At 42.2% G+C, this 18,865-nt stretch carries 10 protein-coding genes; 8 read left to right on the plus strand and 2 right to left on the minus strand.

Going from position 1 to position 18,865, the window contains the following annotated elements:
• Positions 1–353: 353 nt before the first annotated feature.
• On the plus strand, positions 354–1,451 hold the full coding sequence (gene ychF / locus IPI59_11545; GenBank protein ID MBK7528163.1) for a redox-regulated ATPase YchF: 1,098 nt from the start codon (positions 354–356) through the stop codon (positions 1,449–1,451).
• Between the two features lie 61 nt (positions 1,452–1,512).
• Here the strand turns inward: ychF and IPI59_11550 are convergent, their stop codons facing one another.
• Positions 1,513–3,219, minus strand: a complete 1,707-nt coding sequence (locus IPI59_11550; GenBank protein MBK7528164.1) for a tetratricopeptide repeat protein — start codon at positions 3,217–3,219, stop codon at positions 1,513–1,515.
• 44 nt (positions 3,220–3,263) lie between these two features.
• Between IPI59_11550 and IPI59_11555 the strand changes: the two genes are divergently transcribed.
• The 3 genes from IPI59_11555 (at position 3,264) to IPI59_11565 (ending at position 6,957) form a co-directional block, all read left to right on the plus strand.
• The gene (locus tag IPI59_11555; GenBank protein MBK7528165.1) at positions 3,264–3,467 is read left to right on the plus strand and encodes a hypothetical protein; all 204 of its coding nucleotides are present in this window, start codon (positions 3,264–3,266) and stop codon (positions 3,465–3,467) included.
• Positions 3,412–4,332 (plus strand): type IX secretion system membrane protein PorP/SprF, encoded by a 921-nt coding sequence (locus tag IPI59_11560; protein MBK7528166.1) that lies wholly within the window; start codon positions 3,412–3,414, stop codon positions 4,330–4,332. Before IPI59_11555 ends, IPI59_11560 begins: the two co-directional genes overlap by 56 nt.
• Positions 4,333–4,557: 225 nt before the next feature.
• Positions 4,558–6,957 (plus strand): hypothetical protein, encoded by a 2,400-nt coding sequence (locus tag IPI59_11565; GenBank protein MBK7528167.1) that lies wholly within the window; start codon positions 4,558–4,560, stop codon positions 6,955–6,957.
• A gap of 1,316 nt (positions 6,958–8,273) precedes the next feature.
• Here IPI59_11565 and IPI59_11570 read toward each other — a convergent pair.
• Positions 8,274–9,266 carry a hypothetical protein gene (locus IPI59_11570; GenBank protein MBK7528168.1) on the minus strand — a complete coding sequence of 331 codons (993 nt, stop codon included), beginning with the start codon at positions 9,264–9,266 and terminating at the stop codon, positions 8,274–8,276.
• 292 nt (positions 9,267–9,558) lie between these two features.
• On the opposite strand from IPI59_11570, the gene IPI59_11575 reads away from it, so the two are divergent.
• The 4 genes from IPI59_11575 (at position 9,559) to IPI59_11590 (ending at position 18,782) form a co-directional block, all read left to right on the plus strand.
• Positions 9,559–11,712 (plus strand): HDIG domain-containing protein, encoded by a 2,154-nt coding sequence (locus IPI59_11575; GenBank protein MBK7528169.1) that lies wholly within the window; start codon positions 9,559–9,561, stop codon positions 11,710–11,712.
• Positions 11,713–11,857: 145 nt separating this feature from the next.
• Positions 11,858–13,261 carry a dihydrolipoyl dehydrogenase gene (gene lpdA, locus IPI59_11580; GenBank protein ID MBK7528170.1) on the plus strand — a complete coding sequence of 468 codons (1,404 nt, stop codon included), beginning with the start codon at positions 11,858–11,860 and terminating at the stop codon, positions 13,259–13,261.
• A gap of 225 nt (positions 13,262–13,486) precedes the next feature.
• Entirely contained in the window at positions 13,487–13,819 is a 333-nt protein-coding gene (locus IPI59_11585) for a hypothetical protein (protein ID MBK7528171.1), read from the plus strand.
• A gap of 397 nt (positions 13,820–14,216) precedes the next feature.
• On the plus strand, positions 14,217–18,782 hold the full coding sequence (locus IPI59_11590; GenBank protein MBK7528172.1) for a hypothetical protein: 4,566 nt from the start codon (positions 14,217–14,219) through the stop codon (positions 18,780–18,782).
• The last annotated feature ends 83 nt before the right edge of the window (positions 18,783–18,865 follow it).

Raw genomic sequence — 18,865 nt, forward strand, 5'->3', positions numbered from 1 at the left:
TATATTTAACACTAATTGAATGGCTACTAATACAATTAAATATAATTAATTAGCCATATCGTATGGTGGTTGGTCGCTGGGAATAATTCATTTTTTAAAATTTAGTTTTAAAAAAACGGTGAATAATATTTGTTTTTAATTTAATTATATTGCTAAATTAAGGTAAATTTTTTGTTTTAGGCAAGTTTTCCTTCGTAAAATATTGATTATTGCTTAAAATTTACAAAAAACTGATTAATAGTTTATTATATAACAGACATTGCTACCGAAAAGTTGCCTCATGTAGCCCAACCAAGCTTATTTTTTCGTAATTTTGCGCCTCATTTCATAAAAGCAAATAAAATATTATATATATGGGTCTAAAATGTGGTATTGTAGGGATGCCTAACGTAGGAAAATCAACATTATTTAACTGCCTTTCAAACGCGCAAGCCTTGGCGGCAAATTACCCTTTTGCCACCATCGAGCCAAATATAGGCGTAGTAAACGTACCCGACGAGCGACTTAATGTATTAGAGCGTATTGTAAATCCGCAGCGCGTTGTACCTACCACAGTCGAAATTGTTGATATAGCTGGCTTAGTGGCCGGAGCTAGCAAAGGCGAAGGGCTTGGCAACCAATTTTTAGGAAATATACGCGATACCGATGCCATTTTGCACGTTATTAGGTGCTTTGACAACGACAATATTGTGCATGTAAACGGCTCGGTAAACCCCGTTCGCGACAAAGAAATTATTGACATTGAACTGCAACTTAAAGATTTAGAAAGCGTAGAAAAAAAAATAAACAAACTACAACGTGCTGCCAATGCCGGCGACAAAGAAGCACACCGCACCGTTGATATTTTAAATATTTACAAGGAGCATTTAGAGCATGGAAAATCGGCAAGAACCGCCCCCGTTGAAGACAAAGACCGATTTGCCATTGAAGATTTAAACTTGCTGACCGCAAAACCCGTTTTGTACGTCTGTAATGTGGACGAAGATTCGGCTGCATCCGGAAATGCCTATACCCAAGCCTTGCAAAATGCTATTAAGGACGAAGATGCCGAAGTGCTTATTATTTCGGCAGGCTTAGAAGCCGACATCATGCAGTTAGAAAGTTACGAAGAGCGTTTAGAGTTTTTGCAAACGATGGGCCTACAAGAACCCGGAATTGTACGCTTAATTGCCTCAAGCTATAAATTGCTAAAATTACTTACTTATTTTACTGCCGGAGAAAAAGAAGTACGCGCTTGGACAATTACCCAAGGCACCAAAGCTCCGCAAGCCGCCGGCGTTATTCACAGCGATTTTGAGCGCGGATTTATTCGTGCCGAGGTAATGCAATACGATGATTTTGTGAAGTATGGCTCGGAAAGTGCCGCCCGCGAGGCCGGCAAACTGCATATTGAAGGAAAGGAGTATGTAGTAAAAGATGGCGATATTATGCACTTTAGATTTAATGTGTAGAGCAAGTTTATCGGCATGCAACATTCATCCGGATAATGTGGCTAAAATGTTTAGGCTCTTTTTAAGGGGTTTGTTCTAATAGCTTTTGCCTGTTAATTTTTGCATTTGTATAATTGGGTTTCAGTTTTAGCGCTTGGTCGTAATCAGCTAAGGCGGCGGCTTTATTGCCTTGTGTGTGGTAAATAATGGCACGGTTATTAAAGGCGCGGTAATAGGTTGGGTCAAGGGCAATAGCTTTCGAATAATCGGCTAAGGCGGCCTCAAATTGTTGTGTTTGGTAATATAAATGCCCGCGACTGTTGTAGGTGGCTGCGCTTTGTGGGTTAAGCGAAATTGCTTGGTTGAAATCGGGCAGGGCCTGGTCGAATTTTTTGGCATTTAGCAATACCTGCCCCCGCCCCGCATAGCCCAAATAATGTTTGGGTTGGGCTTTAATGGCTGCCTCATAATCGGCTAAGGCACGGTCAAATTTGCCAGCTTCGTAAAAAACCTCGCCGCGTTTGTTATAAGCCAAAAAATGCCCTTGCGGATATAAGTCAATGGCGTGCGTCCAAAGCAATTCGCTGTTTTGCCAACGTTGAGTGGCTTCGACAGTTAGCCATCCGGAGACAAAAAACCACAAACCAAGGAGCGCGGTAACAAGTTTAGGCCAGCGGTTTGCAGCGGCTCGTTGCGCTTGTGATTTATCGCTAAATAGCCACCAAGCCAAACCCAAACCTAAGCCAATTGCGCTTAAATAAGTGTATCTGTCGGCCATAATGGCGTTGCCCACCTGCCAAACAGGTAGTACCAGCAAAAATCCGGCAATATAAATACCCAAAGCCAACCGAATCCAAACATTTTTGTACGCCCAATATAAGAATAGGCCAAATACAAGAACTGCTACTGGTATAGCGGCATAATAATAAAATGGCAAATTAGTTTGGGCATCAAACACAGGATAAGGGTGTAGGGCTGCCGTTTTAAACGGTATTAACATATTAACACCATATTGCAATAAAGCGTAACAGGTAAAACTAATTTTTTGCACTGCGCTAAACTGCCCCCAGTTTCCAATGGCTTGCCCGGCCTGAATTTGCCAGGTAATAACACCAAACAAAACAGCCAAACCTACAAAAGGCAATTTTTCAATCAAGGCGCGCCCTTTAAGTATGGGGCAGCGCGGCGTAAGGTACTCGAGCAAAGGCAGTATTAGCGGAAAAACAATGGCTGCTGGCTTACTCATTAAAGCCGCTACAAAAAATAACAGCGTATAAATATAATATTTTCGATGGTTTGAGCCGATGTATTGCCACCACGTCAATAATCCGGATAAAAAGAAGGCCATATACAAAACATCTTTGCGCCCTGTAGCCCACGCCACCGACTCGGCACGTAAGGGCGAAATGGCAAAAAATAAAGCTACAAATACGGCCATTTTCAAATTATTAGCGGTAATTTTTTTAACCAAAATATATACTAAAACTGTGTTTAATAAATGCAAAATCAAATTTACAAAATGGTAACCAAAAGGATTTAAACCGTTTAGTTTATAATTTACAACCCACGAAATAGCAGTTAGCGGCATATAATTATCAACAAATGGTTGGGTAAAAAACGCAGTTATGGGGGCAGTTAATTTGGCAATATTATTAAGTAGGTAGCGGTCATCATCCCAGTTTACAAAATTGGCGTTGGTTAAACTGGGGTAAAAGCAAATAGCGGTAATACAAACAATTAGGAAAGGTAAAAGCCAGTGAAATTGCTTTGATATTTTTTTGTCTGACATATCTGCTGCTGTAATTTGAACTTAGATGAGGTAATTTTAAACCGATGGATGCCTTTGCCCAGTCTTTTTATCCGGAAGAAAAAAAAACATCCGGAAAATTTGGCAAATTTAGGGTAGTTTTACGGCATCTAAATCTATTAATGTCTGTTTATTATGCGTTTTTTAGTTTTTATCAGTATTTTATTGACTTGTTTGATGCCGCTTGTTTATGGGCAAGGCTATTATTTACCCCGCGAATTGCCAAATAGTTCGTTTTATGCCAATAATTTGCTAATGACAAATCCGGCGATTGCCGGCGAAACCGATATGCCTAAATTGGGCTTGGCTGCACAATATGGCTGGAATAAGGCCGCCGCCGACACCTCGGCGCCTTTGCAAATTGTTGGCTACTGGCATGGCCCCGCTACGTCTATTAAGTCGGGGTTTGGATTGCAGGCCAATTTTGTGAATTTTAACAATGACGACAAAGATAAAATTTTGATGCTTACGGGCATGTATAATTACCAACAATTTTTGGGCGGTTCAGAAGCATCGTACCTTCGGTTTGGGGTTGGCGTGGGGTTTATTAGGTTTTCAACCAACGATAACGGCTTGTTTGGAACGGGCGGAACAGGCGGCACTGTAATAGTACCGCTTATTGAGTCGAAATTTAAACCTAAATTAGATTTTGGTTTTTTGCTGCGTTTGGGTCAAGCCTCATTGGGTGCTTCGTTTGTAAATACAAATCAACCCGATTATCAATTTTACCAGCCCGGTATTTCGTTTAGGTTTATGCGGGTAATGGGTGTAAATGCCCACTACAATTGGTTGGTGCAAAAACGCTGGATGCTAAAGCCGTTTATACAGCTTAAGCAAGTGCTTGCCTCTAAGTCATTTAGTGTAACGTATAAACCAAATTTACAATATGGCCTCCAAACAATATTTGACGAAAAATTTATGTTTAGTGCTTGTGGCTATTTAAATGAATATGCCGCTAAATATGGTTTGGCAGTCGGAGTTAAAGTGGGTGGCAACAACTGGCTGAGTTTAACCTATAACGGCAAAAAAGGCACAGGTTATAATTTTAATATGGCCGGACTTAGTTATACGGTTAATTTTGACTTGGAAGATTAATTGATGCATATTAGTTGGCTTAACTTTAATCCGGAAACAACCGATATTGATGGTAATTCATCTTGTCTAACAGTATTTGCCCCGCTAAAACACAACTTTTAGCACTTTATCCTCGTTAATTAACAGGTCGGAAATTTTTTTTACCCCTGATACATCCAACTAAGCCTTTATTTTTACCTCTACCAAATTAATTCAGGCCAATATTACTTGTAATTTTTATTAAAAATGCTGAAACACCTTTCACCGCGCGTTAATTTTCACACTTATATTCGCTTGTTTTTGTTGTTCCTTGCTTTGAGCAATGGTATCCGGACAATTAATGCCTTCGCACAAGGATTTAACACCGATTTTGGGCAAAACAGAGTACAATATCACCAGTTTATTTGGACAAGTTATGAGTCGCCAAATTTTACTACCTATTTTTACCAGGGAGGGCAAAATTTAGGCCGGTTTGTGGTATTTATGGCCGAACAAAATTTAGCAGAATTAGAGTCGAAATTAGAGTTTAAAAACAATAACCGGATTGATATTATGGTGTACCACAATATTAGCGATTTGCGCCAAACCAATATTGGCCTTACTGCTTGGCAAACTAATCCGGGGGGCATTACCAAAACCATAGGTAATAAAGTATTTATTTATTTTAATGGCAACTACAGCGACCTTCAGCGGCAGGTTCGCGAGGGCATTGCCGGTATTTTATTGGCCAAAATGATGCACGGCGGCAATATTCAAGAGGTATTACAAAACGCGGTACTGCTAAATTTGCCCGATTGGTTTATAAACGGCCTCACCTCGTATTTGGGGCAACCCTGGAGCGCACAACACGATGACCAATTGCGCAACCTTATTGAACGCAAACGCTTTGACCATTTTAATCAGTTAGAAGGCGAAGAGGCTACTTTTGCCGGCCACGCACTTTGGCATTATATTGCCCAATTGCACGGCCAGCCCGCCATACCTAATTTGCTGTATATTACCCGCGTAAACCGCAGTTTAGAAAGCGGATTTATGTTTGTTTTGGGCAATGATTTAAAAGGAACTTTGGTCGATTTTTTAGAATATTACCAACAACGATACCTTGCCGAACGCAATAATTTGTTACTTCCGGATGATAGCCTTAAACTTTACACTTCAAAAAAACGAGCACAAAAATTACATATAGATTACTATAATTTAAAAGTTAGTCCCGATGGCCGTTATATGGCGTGGGCAACCAGCGAATATGGCCGGCAAAAAGTTAAACTTTTTGATACCCAAACAAAAGAAACCAAAATAATACTGCGCAATGGCTACCGCGCCCCCAACCAACCTAACGACGATGTTTACCCCCTGCTAACCTGGGATAATAAAAGTAAATTTTTGGGCGTTGTTTACGACCGCCGCGACCAAACACGCCTTTTAGTGTATAATGCCGAAACGCACGAGCGACAAAGCGACGAAATTGTCAAGTTTCAACAAATATACAGCATAGATTTTACAAACGACCCCCGAAATATGGTAATTACTGCCATGCGCAACGGGCAGGTAGATTTGTACTTGTTTAATATACCAACAGCCGGAACGGTGCAGCTAACAGACGATTATTATACCGATTTAGATGCTAATTATATTGCCCTCAAAGACCGGACTGGTATTTTATTTATATCGAACCGGCCTACCGATACCTTAAGCGCTGCCAAACCCGATACCTTGTTGCCAGTTGGTAATCATAATGTATTTTTATACACGCTCGAGGGTAAAAACGATGGTAATGCTTTGGCACAATGTACTTTTACACCTTTAGCCGCCGAAACAACTCCCCAACAAATAGATAGCACCCACGTAGGATGGATGAGCGACCAAAATGGCATCAATAATTTATACGTTGCCGAATTTGACAGTATCCTCGCTCGTACCGATAAATGGGTAAAATTTAAAGACTCGTTAGTGGTAAATCCGGCTTACCCGTTAGACACATTTGTTAAAAGCGGTTTAATTGATACCATAACCTTTAAACCAATTTACAAAACAGTAGCCAAAATAAAGACAGCAACTAATTTACCACAAGGTCCCATTTCAAGCGATGCTGCCGTTAAAGCAGCACAATGGTTTAGCTTACAAAACTACCAAGGCCGATACCATTTTTACCAGCAACCAATTCCGGATTTAATAACTGCGCGGCCAAGTTTGCAAAATACGGTCCATCGCAGCCAAACCGAAAATCTGGCTAAAGTCAAAAAAATAAATCAAACTCTACCACCACAGCCAAACAACCAACCTACACCAGCACTGCCATCAAACTCAAGCAACACAAAACCCAATTCAGAGCCCGAATTAATAAACAAAACAGACTTAAAAACAGATACCTTAGATAAATCCGAAGAAAATTATTTTTTTCAAAGCGAATTTGAAACAGAAAAAATAAATTTAACCCCTCCTCAGGAAACGGCAGCAATACAACAGAAAGCGCTGCAAACAATGTACTTCGTACAGCACCTCGCGTGCCCACTTTATTTGACCAACCAAACCGAACCTTTAAACGCACAAATATTAGGGTTTACAAACCACAATTTTACGTTGATGAGGTTGTTTCGCAGGTTGATAATGCCATTTTGTTTACCCCCTACGAAAGTTATAGCTTAACGGGTGGTTTTTTTAATCAGCCCGATTTAGGCGGCACCATTAAAATTGGGGCTAAAGATTTATTAGAAGATTACCATTTTATGGGCGGGTTTAGGCTTCCTGTTGATTTTAAAAGTTCGGAGTATTTTGCTCAATTTCAGAACCTGAAAAAACGTTGGGATAAAAAATTATTATTTTACCGCAAAACCCAACGCAATCCATACATGGTAGGTTTGCCCGGATTTCCGGTATTTGCCATTGAAGGTAAAAACATCACGCATTATGCACAATCAAGTTTTAATTACCCGTTCGATGCCGCACAAAGCCTGCGCTTACACGGCGGCATTAGAAATGACAAATTGCGCATTTTAGTAACCGACTCGCTGTCAAACAAACTGCCCTCACAATTAGATGAAAACTGGTTGTTTGCCAAAGCCGAGTATATTTTCGATAATACAAGTCCCGTAACTTTAAATATTATTAAAGGTTTGCGCGCAAAGGCATACGTAGAGTTTCATAAGCCGTTTGAAGGCACTATTGACGAGGAACGGGTAAAAATGAAATTTAACAATACCGGATGGTTAGGCGTAATAGGTGTGGATGCAAGGCATTACCAGCGCGTAAGCCGGCAAATTACATGGGCAAATAGGTTTGCCAGCGCCGTATCGGTGGGCAATAAAAGGCTGTTGTATCGCTTAGGCGGCGTTGAAAACTGGCTCGCGTTTGATCCGCAGAAAAAATACGAATTTTCGACTATAGAAGATACAAGATACACGTATGCTTTTCAGTCGTATGTTACCCAACTGCGCGGTTTTAAGCAAAACATCCGGAATGGAACAAGCTATGCCCTATTAAACAGCGAGTTGCGTATTCCGTTGTTTTTGTATTTAGCGCGAAACCCGTTGCGCTCTGAGTTTTTACGGTCGTTTCAAATTGTAGGTTTTGCCGATTTTGGCGCTGCCTGGACGGGCATCTCGCCGTTTAACGATGACAACCGCTATACCGTTGTTACCGTTGACCAAGGCGGTATTACTCCGCCCGAAGAAGCAACCGGCCCCGTTATTGCTACCGTAAAATATTACCGAAACCCTGTTGTTATGGGTTATGGTTATGGGTTGCGAAGCAAAATATTGGGCTATTTTGTGAAATTCGATGTGGCATGGGGTATTGATACGGGCAGCCGAACACAACGCTGTATTTATTTATCGCTGGGCAACGATTTTTAGCACACAACTACAAGGATAATATTGTACACTTGCAAAGAAGTGAGCGCGATTTATTTCATCCGGAAAAATTTTGATACACCCAAAGCAAGCATCCGGAAGAAATAATATGTTTTACTTTGCTTTTTTGCTCTTTCTATTTTTTCTTTTTTTAGCCTTTTTCTCTTTTTTAGCGGGTTTCGATTTTTCGCGGTAAACGGGTGCTTCTGACAATACTTCGGTAAAAATTATAGATTGATATTTCCAAACCCCGTCTTTGGGGTCAAGTTTAACACCGTGGTAAGTACCGTCGGGCACTAAGGCAAACCCATTGCCCGAACTGGGCGGGTCGCCGGCTTCGGTGGTTAAAAAGTCGTACAATATCATGTCTTTATCTTTATTGAAGCTAAGGTTTACAATGGCACCCTCTTTAAATTCGAGGATAAGCCGGTTGCGCATGACTAACTCGTTTGAAAAATTAGGGATATTAAAAATTGGTGCGCCAAAACTTGGTTTCCCGTTGTTAAAATAAAGCACATCGCCAATTTTTTTGTCGCTGCGGGTATTGTTGCCATCCCAGCCAAACAAAATATAATAATTTGTATTGTTGTAGGTATATTGGTGGATGCCGTAATAGATGCAGCCATACCATTTTTCGTTGTCTGTAATTTGCACCTCGGGCGAGCTCATTTCGGCACTGCCATCAATAAGCGGCAGTAGTTCTAATTTTTCGGTATTGTTTTTTTGAATTGCCCCAAAATAGCGGTAAGTAAAATTAACGTTATCAAGCACTACCATCCACGTAAAAATCCGGAAACTGTGGTCGGGGGCTTCAACTATAGACATATTTTTAAGCGAATCAAATTTATATAAAAACGATTGAGGTGTTTTTAGTCCGGCAACTAATTTTGGTATAAACTCGGTGTTGGCAATTAACCGCATTTCGGTGGTACTATCTTTGCGCATACGCTCCATAATGGGCATTAAAGCCATTTCGGTTTCGTAAAGAGCTGCCTTATTTGCAGGGTCAATAGTTTGGGGTGGGGTAGGGGTGGCAGTATTTTGCGCCTCGGTTGCAAATTGGCTCAATAAGAGCGCAAGAAACAATAATACAAGCTGTTTTCTCATAAAAATACAATTTTGGGATATGGTTGGTTATTAGGCTTGATGGCAATAATATTTGTTAAGGTTTTGTAAAATTAAAAATTACATGGCGGGGCGCAAATTTAAATCAAACTGTGGCGGTAAGCAAACAACTTGACTTAAGTGAAACAAAATACAAGGCCGCATGTTTTTAAGTTTGTTATTTATTTAAGTTTGATGAACGAAACAAGTGATGGTTTAGTATATTTTAGCTCCGGAAAAAATAGGCTGCCAATTATCTGTCAATTATTTAATCCGGATTTTCTATATTTGCCGTATGAAAAAGTTTATCTCGTTGTTGGTTAACCGGCATATTTTTTCGTTTAGGTATTTATTGGTCTTGGTAATTATTATTTGGGTTACATTTTTGTACCCCCGGCGCAGTTTTCATTACGATTATGCTTTAGGCCAACCTTGGAAATACGATGACCTTTATGCGCCGTTTAGTTATACCATAAAAAAAATGCCAGCACAAATAAAACGCGAAGAAGATGAATTATACAAAACCCTTCATACCTATTATGCGGTAACTAATACCATGGCCGATTCGGTTTTTGCCCATTTAGTTGTCAATTTAAATAAAGATGGTGTATTTAGCAATTTAAAAATTAATCAGCGCGACTCTACTAATTACCTGCGCACCAGCCAGCGCATATTAACTAACCTGTACCAGCGTGGAATTTACGAGCAAGCCCCCGCCGATTTTAATAAACCCGACTCGGTACTGCTAATATATGTACCACAAATTGGCCCCGACGGTGTTAAACGCTACCGAAAAGTTGAACCCAACCGCAACTACTACAAACGCAATAACGCCTGTGCTTATATAAGCGAGCAACAAGCCGCCAACATGCCCGACTCGGTTGGCCAGCAATTGCGCAACCGCATGTGTGGCCTGCTAATACCCAATTTAACTGTTGATAGTGTTGTAACCCGTAAAATGCACGATGAGGCTTTAGCTGGTATAACCGAAGGAGCGGGTTACAAAGAAAAAGGCGAGTTAATTGTAGTACAAGGGCAAATAGTAAGCGAACAAATATTGCGCGAACTTGAATCGTTGCGGCAAAAATACGAGCAAATTGATACCGACAGGCGCGGCCACAACTCCGGATGGCTTAAAACTTACGAAACAGATATTGGCTATTTTTTGGTAACTTTTATGTTGTTTGCCTTGCTTGTTTTATCGCTTCGTATTTTTAACGAGCGCGTATTTAAATATGCCCGCGAGCTAACATTTTTATTGCTAACCATTGTAATGTTTGTGTATGTATTGTTATATGTATATTATTTGGTCGAAGGAAATACAGGGCATCCGGCTTTATATGTTTTGCCTTTCTGTTTTCCGGTAATTTTGATTAGCAACTTTTTTGGCCGGATGGTTGCCTATTTTTCGCACGTTGTATTGCTGTTTTTAGCCGGATTTATGGCTCCGTTAGGCTTTGATTTTTTATTTGTTCAGTTTATAGCCGGATTAGTCGCTATTACTGTAAACGAGCGTATTTATTATTGGAACGATTTTATTATTGCCGCTGCTTTAATTTTTGTAACCTATTGTACTTGCTACACCGGCGTTTCGCTTATGCGGCAAACCTTTGAACCGCCCGCTAATTTTCAGGTTTTAGGTTGGTTGGCTATTAACTCGCTCATTAATTTGGCAGCCTATCAATTACTACCTATTTTCGAAAAACTGTTTGGTTTTGTTAGCTCGCTAACCTTACTTGAACTTAGCGATTTAAATCGGGGCCTGCTTAAAAAACTCTACAATAAAGCACCCGGCACCTTTTCGCACAGCCTTAATGTAGCCAATTTAGCCGAAGCCGCCGCCCGCGAAATAGGGGCAAATCCACTAAAGGCAAAAACAGGTGCATTATACCACGATATTGGCAAAATGTACAAACCCATCTATTTTGTTGAAAACCAACCAAAAGATATTAACCCCCACGAAGATTTAGCCCCCGAAGAAAGCGCACAAATTATTGTTGAACACGTTACCGAAGGTGTAGCCATTGCCCGCCGGCACAAACTGCCAAATTTAATAATAGATTTTATACGAACCCACCACGGTACCACGCGCGTTGAATACTTTTACCAAAAACAACTAGGTATGGGAACCGACCGCGATGACGACCGCTTTTTCCGCTACCCAGGCCCAGTGCCATACTCGCACGAAACGGCTATTGTAATGCTCGCCGACTCAGTTGAGGCTGCCTCGCGCGCGCTTAAAAGCCCCGATGAAGAAGAAATAAACAAATTAGTAGAACGACTCATTGACGAAAAAATTCAAGAAGACCAATTGGTTAATTGCCCACTTAGCTTCAAAGATTTAGTGCAAATTAAAAGAGTATTTAAAAAGCAGTTGCGCAGTATTCATCATGTACGCATTAGCTACCCTGTTTTAAACCAACCTGCCGAAGAAATAAATTCACTGTAATTAATTATTGCAACGCCATAAATATTTGAACTGCCAACCGGCCAATCGACAAGTATTTGTTGCCCGCCAACCAAACAAAACACGTACCTTTGCCCTACAACTTTACTATATTAATTGTTTAATTATATAATACAATACAGCAAGTATGTCGTATCAAGTTATTGTAATTGGTTCGGGGCCGGGCGGCTATGTAGCGGCCATTCGTTGCGCACAGTTAGGCTTTAAAACAGCTATAATTGAAAAATACCCCAATTTAGGAGGCACTTGTTTAAATGTTGGGTGTATCCCTTCAAAAGCCCTGCTTGATAGTACTGAGCATTATTACAATGCTGCCCATCATTTTGCCGCCCACGGTATTGAGGTAGGGCAGTTAGGTGTAAATTTTCAAACCATGGTGCAGCGCAAAGCAAAAGTGGTAACAGCCAACGCGCAGGGCGTAAAATTTTTAATGAAAAAAAACAAAATTGATGTTTTATCCGGATTGGCCTCGTTTGTAAATGCCAATACCATCCAAATTACCGCCGCCGATGGCAGTACCTCACAAATATCCGGAGAAAATATTATTATCGCTACCGGCTCTAAACCCTCGACTTTACCCTTCATAACCATTGATAAACAGCGCATCATCACCTCAACCGAAGCTTTATCGCTGCCAACTTTGCCTAAAAGCATGGTGGTAATTGGTGGAGGTGTTATTGGTTGCGAATTAGGAAGCGTATATGCGCGCTTGGGCACTCAGGTTACTTTGGTTGAGTATATGGATAAATTAATTGCTTCAATGGATGCCGACCTGAGTATAGCTTTAGAGCAAACACTTAAAAAAATAAATATCCGGATGGCATTAGGCCAGGGCGTTACCGCTGTTAAAACTACTAAAAATGGCGTCATAGTCGAAGCTAAAAACAATGCAACCAACGAAATTCTGGCTTACGAAGCCGAATATTGTTTAGTGGCTATTGGCCGGAGACCTTATACAGACGGCCTTGCCCTTGAAAATGCCGGATTAAAAACCGACGAGCGCGGACGCATACCTGTAAACGAACATTTACAAACAAACGTAGCCCATATTTATGCTATTGGCGATGTAGTTAAGGGCGCAATGTTGGCACATAAAGCCGAAGAAGAAGGAATATTTGTAGCCGAAACCATAGCCAAACAACAGCCACACATTAATTATTTGCTTATTCCGGGTGTTGTCTATACCTGGCCCGAAGTTGCCGCCGTAGGCTATACCGAAGCCGAGCTTAAAGCCGCAAACCGCCCTTACAAAACAGGCAATTTCCCGTTTAAAGCGAGTGGCCGCGCCCGCGCAAGTATGGACACTGATGGCTTTGTAAAAGTTTTGGCCGACACCCAAACCGACGAAATTTTAGGCGTACATATTATTGGCCCACGTGCCGCCGATATGATTGCCGAAGCAGTAGTGGCAATGGAATACCGCGCCGCCGCCGAAGATATTGCCCGCATTAGCCATGCCCACCCAACCTATACCGAAGCATTCCGCGAGGCTTGTTTAGCTGCCACTAATAACAGGGCTATCCATATTTAGATTTATCAAACATTGAGAAGAAGAGAAGACGTAGCAACCAATGAATGAAAAAGTATAGTCTTACAGTCAGAAAATATATTATTCAAAAAACAAAAGAAAAATGAAAATAAACATTCAATCAAGTATTTTATTTTTAGTCATCCTTTCTACTTTGCTTGCCTGTAATAAAAATGAAAACCCACTCATCAATCAGGCAAATATGTGGGATTGTCATCATAAAACAACATGGGATTCACTGAAAATAAAAAAAAAACTTTAATAGGCGAATGGACGTGGGAATACTTTACTTGTTCTGAAGAACCAGATACCAATAAAACTGAATTTAAAGGCTTGACAATTGAGTTTAGGCCAGATAACACCTTGGATATGAAGAAAAATGGACAAACAACGCAAACATCAAATTGGAAAGTTGTTGATGGCGATGCTGATTTATTTGCAATAAATGTTGCCCCAAGCGTATTTCAACTTCACGGACAAATTTTATTTTGCTGCGGAAGGGTAGAATTTAATAATAGTATCCTTGATGGGTGCGATAACTACTTCAAAAGAAAAGAATAAAAAAAACAAGCCTGCAATAAGATACAACTGCTTGCGCTACCTATGCGGCGCACAACGGTTCCACCATATAGCCAACCTCACCACAACAACGGTAATTGTTTTTTTGCCTTGGTAGCTTTTGTTTTGCCGCCCGGTTTAACTGTTACTGTGGCTTTAAATATTCATCTCCTTGGTATTAATTAAGGCGTGCTTTAGAGATTAATTTTTTATGAAATTGGGTGAATTCTTAGAAAAATTGCCCCTTAAATGTGTAAATTTGTGCTAAATTTAAGTTAAGCTCAAACCACATAAAACTATTTTTTTGCGTTCTTTTATTTGTATTAAAACTTGCCTTGTAAAAAAGTTTGAAAATATGTATATACGTTGTTTTACAATTTTTTTAATGATTTGTTGTAGCTTGCCTGCTACAGTATTTGCTCAATTCACCGGCACTGCCCCTTATTGCCACGAGCGGGGTGGCCTTATCCTAAACGAAATATCAAATATGGGTGCATCGGGGCAAGATGAATACTTTGAATTAATTGTAATGCCCGACCCCAACAACCCAACAGCTAATATAAATATTTCCGGATGGATAATTGACGACAACAATTATCCGGGCAGCGGAGTAGGCACAGCAACCGGATATTTAGCCTTTGGCGATTGTTATACCTCTGTACCCCCCGGCTCAATATTAGTAGTTTACGACAGCACCAACCCCAATGCTGCCCTTCCGGCAGACGACCCCACCGACAGCAATTCCGACAATGTTTATATTATACCCGATAATAGTACTTGTATGTTTAAATGCTCAAGCAACCCCAATACAAGCAGCAGCGAATATTGCCCCTGTACGGGCGGCTTGAACCCCGGCGGCTCGTGGGTGCTTGGTATGCGCAATCAAGGCGATTTAGCACAGGTACGCAACCCTGACGAGGTTTTTATACATGGCATCCATTGGGGCGATGTTGGCCTCGGCGATTTAGTTGTAGCCGACCCTAATCTTATCTATTTTTCGGGCAATTCAGGTGGCAAAGTTTTTATGTTTAACGACGGCGATTATGGTGACGATGCCAACTGGACGGAAAGCAACCTAACCACCGACCAAACGCCCGGTGCCTACAACAATGCCACCAACCAAGGATTTATAACCAACATATTGGCCGACCCTGCCGCTTATTGCCAAGGCGATATTGCCTACCCTTGTAAAGCCGATGCGGGCGACCTTACGCCACCCACCGGAGAAACAAACGGCTTTACCATTTGCCAGGGGCAAGATAAACCCGCCTTTGGCCACAACTATGCCGCACCCGACGAAGACGACCCAGGCGCAGGCTACTCGTATATTTATGTGCTCTCAAAAAACACCGCTCCTTATCTTATTTTAGGGCTGTCAACTACCGGCGATTTTGACCTTTCAACCCTGCCTTTTGGCACTTACTATATTTGGGGCTTGTCTGTTAAAAATAGCGACCTTACCGCAAACGGCTATGCCAATATTACAGATTACGCAGACGGGTTTGCCAACGTAAATACCCTTTTAGCCGATGAGGTTGAATGTGGATTTTGTAGCGATTTAGACAATAAAGATGATGCCGGAAACATCATGAGTTTCAATGTAATTTCGCCAATTTTAGCTTCAAGTGCACCAAATTCTATTTGCTTGGGCGAGTCGGCAACTATTATTTTAACACTCGAAGACGGGGCAACCGTAACGTGGTCGCCCGGCGGAGAAACAGATACGAGTATTACCATAACGCCCACCACTACTACCACCTATACTGCAACAGTTGTAAGCCTAACCTGTCCCACGGTAACAATGAATTTTACGGTTGCAGTAGAAAACTGCAGTGGAGAATATTGTCCTGACTTTGATATTTCCGGAAGCACCGCAACAAATACCACCTATTGTATGCCCGCCGGAGGCAATGTAAATCTTTGTTTTGCCGGAACCGACCTGCCTCCAGGTGGCGAAATCAAATGGTTTTATAGCGACACTCTGCTTGCCGACCCAACACAAGGTAACTTAATTACCACCTTAGATATTCCGGAATCGGTAACAACATCCGGAGATGTTTTTTGGGATTTTGGCACAGGTGCGGGCACATCCGGCTCAGGTGGGCCAGCAGGTACTTCATCTGATATTACCAAAGCCACAGGCAATACAGCCGTCCGCAATAACCCGGGAACTTATTGGGGGGTTACACCCAACGGAACCTGCGGAGACGGTGTAAGCGAACAATATCTAAACGCAAATACTTGGAACAACACAACCCTTGCGCAAGCTATTGCAGCAGGCCGTTATTACGAAGTTTGTGTTACAGCCGATGCTGCCTGCGATTTGCGCATTACCAATATTAGTTTATCCTATGGTAGCTCTACTACCGGACCAACCAGTATGAGCGTTTTAACCTCTGACGATGGATTTACCAACCCGATTGGCTCGTCTATTGGCTTTGCCACCTTAACCTGCCATAGTATTTCTTTCCCTGTACCAAATCATTTGGTGCAAAGTGGGCAACAATATTGTGTTCGGGTATATGCTTATAATACTTCTAATATTACAGGTACTTTCCGGATTGATGATGTGGACCTTGATTGGAACTCGGTTTGCCCACCCAATTACGATGGCGATTTTGGCTGTACCACCTTTACTTTGCCCACAGACGATACCATGTGTGGCAAATCCTATTATTTTACGGCGGCAGTTAGCCCTTTTTCCGATAATTGTTTGGGCGGCTCACCCGAACCCGACCCCTATACCGACCCAATTCAAATAAATATCTCGTGCCCACAGGTACAAGGGGTTATTACCAATATCCTTTGTAATGGGCAAGGTAATGGTAGCATTGATTTGACCGTTACTGGCGGCGTTGGCCCGTATAATTTTACTTGGGCAGGCCCCGAACCCATAGGCAATATTGAAGACCCAACCAATTTAATTGCAGGCACTTATAATGTAACTGTTACCGAAACAGCATCGGGGGCGGGGTGCACAACCACCGGAACTTATACTATTACGCAGCCTGCTGCTTTAACGGCTTCATTGGTTAGTACTGCCGTTGATACTTGCGGTTTGGGTAATGGTGCTATTATTGTAACCGCTACAGGTGGTACAGAAGAGTACAGTTTTTCGATTGATAATATTGCCTATCAACCAAGTCCGGAGTTTTATAATTTAAATGCCGGAACCTATACTATTTGGGTGGACGATGCCAATGGGTGCGGTCCCATTCAGGTATCCGGAATTAATATTACAGCAACCCCAGTTCCGGATTTAAGTTTATCCGGAGCGGCCCCTGAAATATGCAACGGCAACGCATTCGATTTAACAACCCTCAATATAGCAGATGCCAACAGTACCTCCGGAACTATTAGTTGGCATAGCGGTACCCCGGCAAATGCGGGCAACCAGCTTGCAAGCACAACGGTGTCGCCCACAAGCACTACTACCTATTACGCACTTAAAACTACAACGCCTTACGGATGTACCGATGAATTAGCTGTTACCTTAACTGTTCACCCCAATCCTACAGCTAATATTACCCCCGACCCTGCCGAAATTTGCCAAGGGGGCACGATTAATTTTAACGGAAATCCATCGGGTGGCTCGGGAATTTATAATACCCACGTTTGGACGGGTAGCGGAACTGTATTTTTATCAGCTACAAATATCGTAAATCCTGTTTTTACGGCTACGACCTCCGGAAGTTTTACGCTTACCTACACCGTTACCGACAGCGAGGGCTGCACGGCATCCGACAATATTGCGGTAACGGTAAACGCCGCTCCTACAGCTGCCATTACCCCCGACCCTGCCGAAATTTGCCAAGGGGGTACGATTAATTTTAACGGAAACCCATCGGGTGGCTCCGGAATTTATACCACCCACGTTTGGACGGGTAGCGGAACTGTATTTTTATCAGCTACAAATATCGTAAATCCTGTTTTTACAGCTACGGCCTCCGGAAGTTTTACGCTTACCTACACGGTTACCGACAGCGAGGGCTGCACGGCATCCGACAATATTACGGTAACGGTAAATGCTGCTCCTACAGCTAATATTACCCCCGACCCTGCCGAAATTTGCCAAGGGGGCACGATTAATTTTAACGGAAACCCATCGGGCGGCTCGGGAATTTATACCACCCACGTTTGGACGGGTAGCGGAACTGTATTTTTATCAGCTACAAATATCGTAAATCCTGTTTTTACGGCTACGACCTCCGGAAGTTTTACACTTACCTACACGGTTACCGACAGCGAGGGCTGCACGGCATCCGACAATATTACGGTAACGGTAAACGCCGCTCCTACAGCTAATATTACCCCCGACCCTGCCGAAATTTGCCAAGGGGGTACGATTAATTTTAACGGAAATCCATCGGGCGGCTCCGGAATTTATACCACCCACGTTTGGACGGGTAGCGGAACTGTATTTTTATCAGCTACAAATATCGTAAATCCTGTTTTTACGGCTACGACCTCCGGAAGTTTTACGCTTACCTACACCGTTACCGACAGCGAGGGCTGCACGGCATCCGACAATATTACGGTAACGGTAAATGCCGCTCCTACAGCTAATATTACCCCCGACCCTGCCGAAATCTGCCAAGGGGGTACGATTAATTTTAACGGAAACCCATCGGGTGGCTCGGGAATTTATACTACCCACGTTTGGACGGGTAGCGGAACTGTATTTTTATCGGCTACAAATATCGTAAATCCTGTTTTTACGGCTACGGCCTCCGGAAGTTTTACACTTACCTACACGGTTACCGACAGCGAGGGCTGCACGGCATCCGACAATATTACGGTAACGGTAAATGCTGCTCCTACAGCTAATATTACCCCGACCCTGCCGAAATTTGCCAAGGGGGCACGATTAATTTTAACGGAAACCCATCGGGCGGCTCGGGAATTTATACCACCCACGTTTGGACGGGTAGCGGAACTGTATTTTTATCAGCTACAAATATCGTAAATCCTGTTTTTACGGCTACGACCTCCGGAAGTTTTACACTTACCTACACGGTTACCGACAGCGAGGGCTGCACGGCATCCGAC

Source organism: Sphingobacteriales bacterium (assembly GCA_016706405.1).
Lineage (GTDB): Bacteria > Bacteroidota > Bacteroidia > Chitinophagales > UBA2359 > BJ6.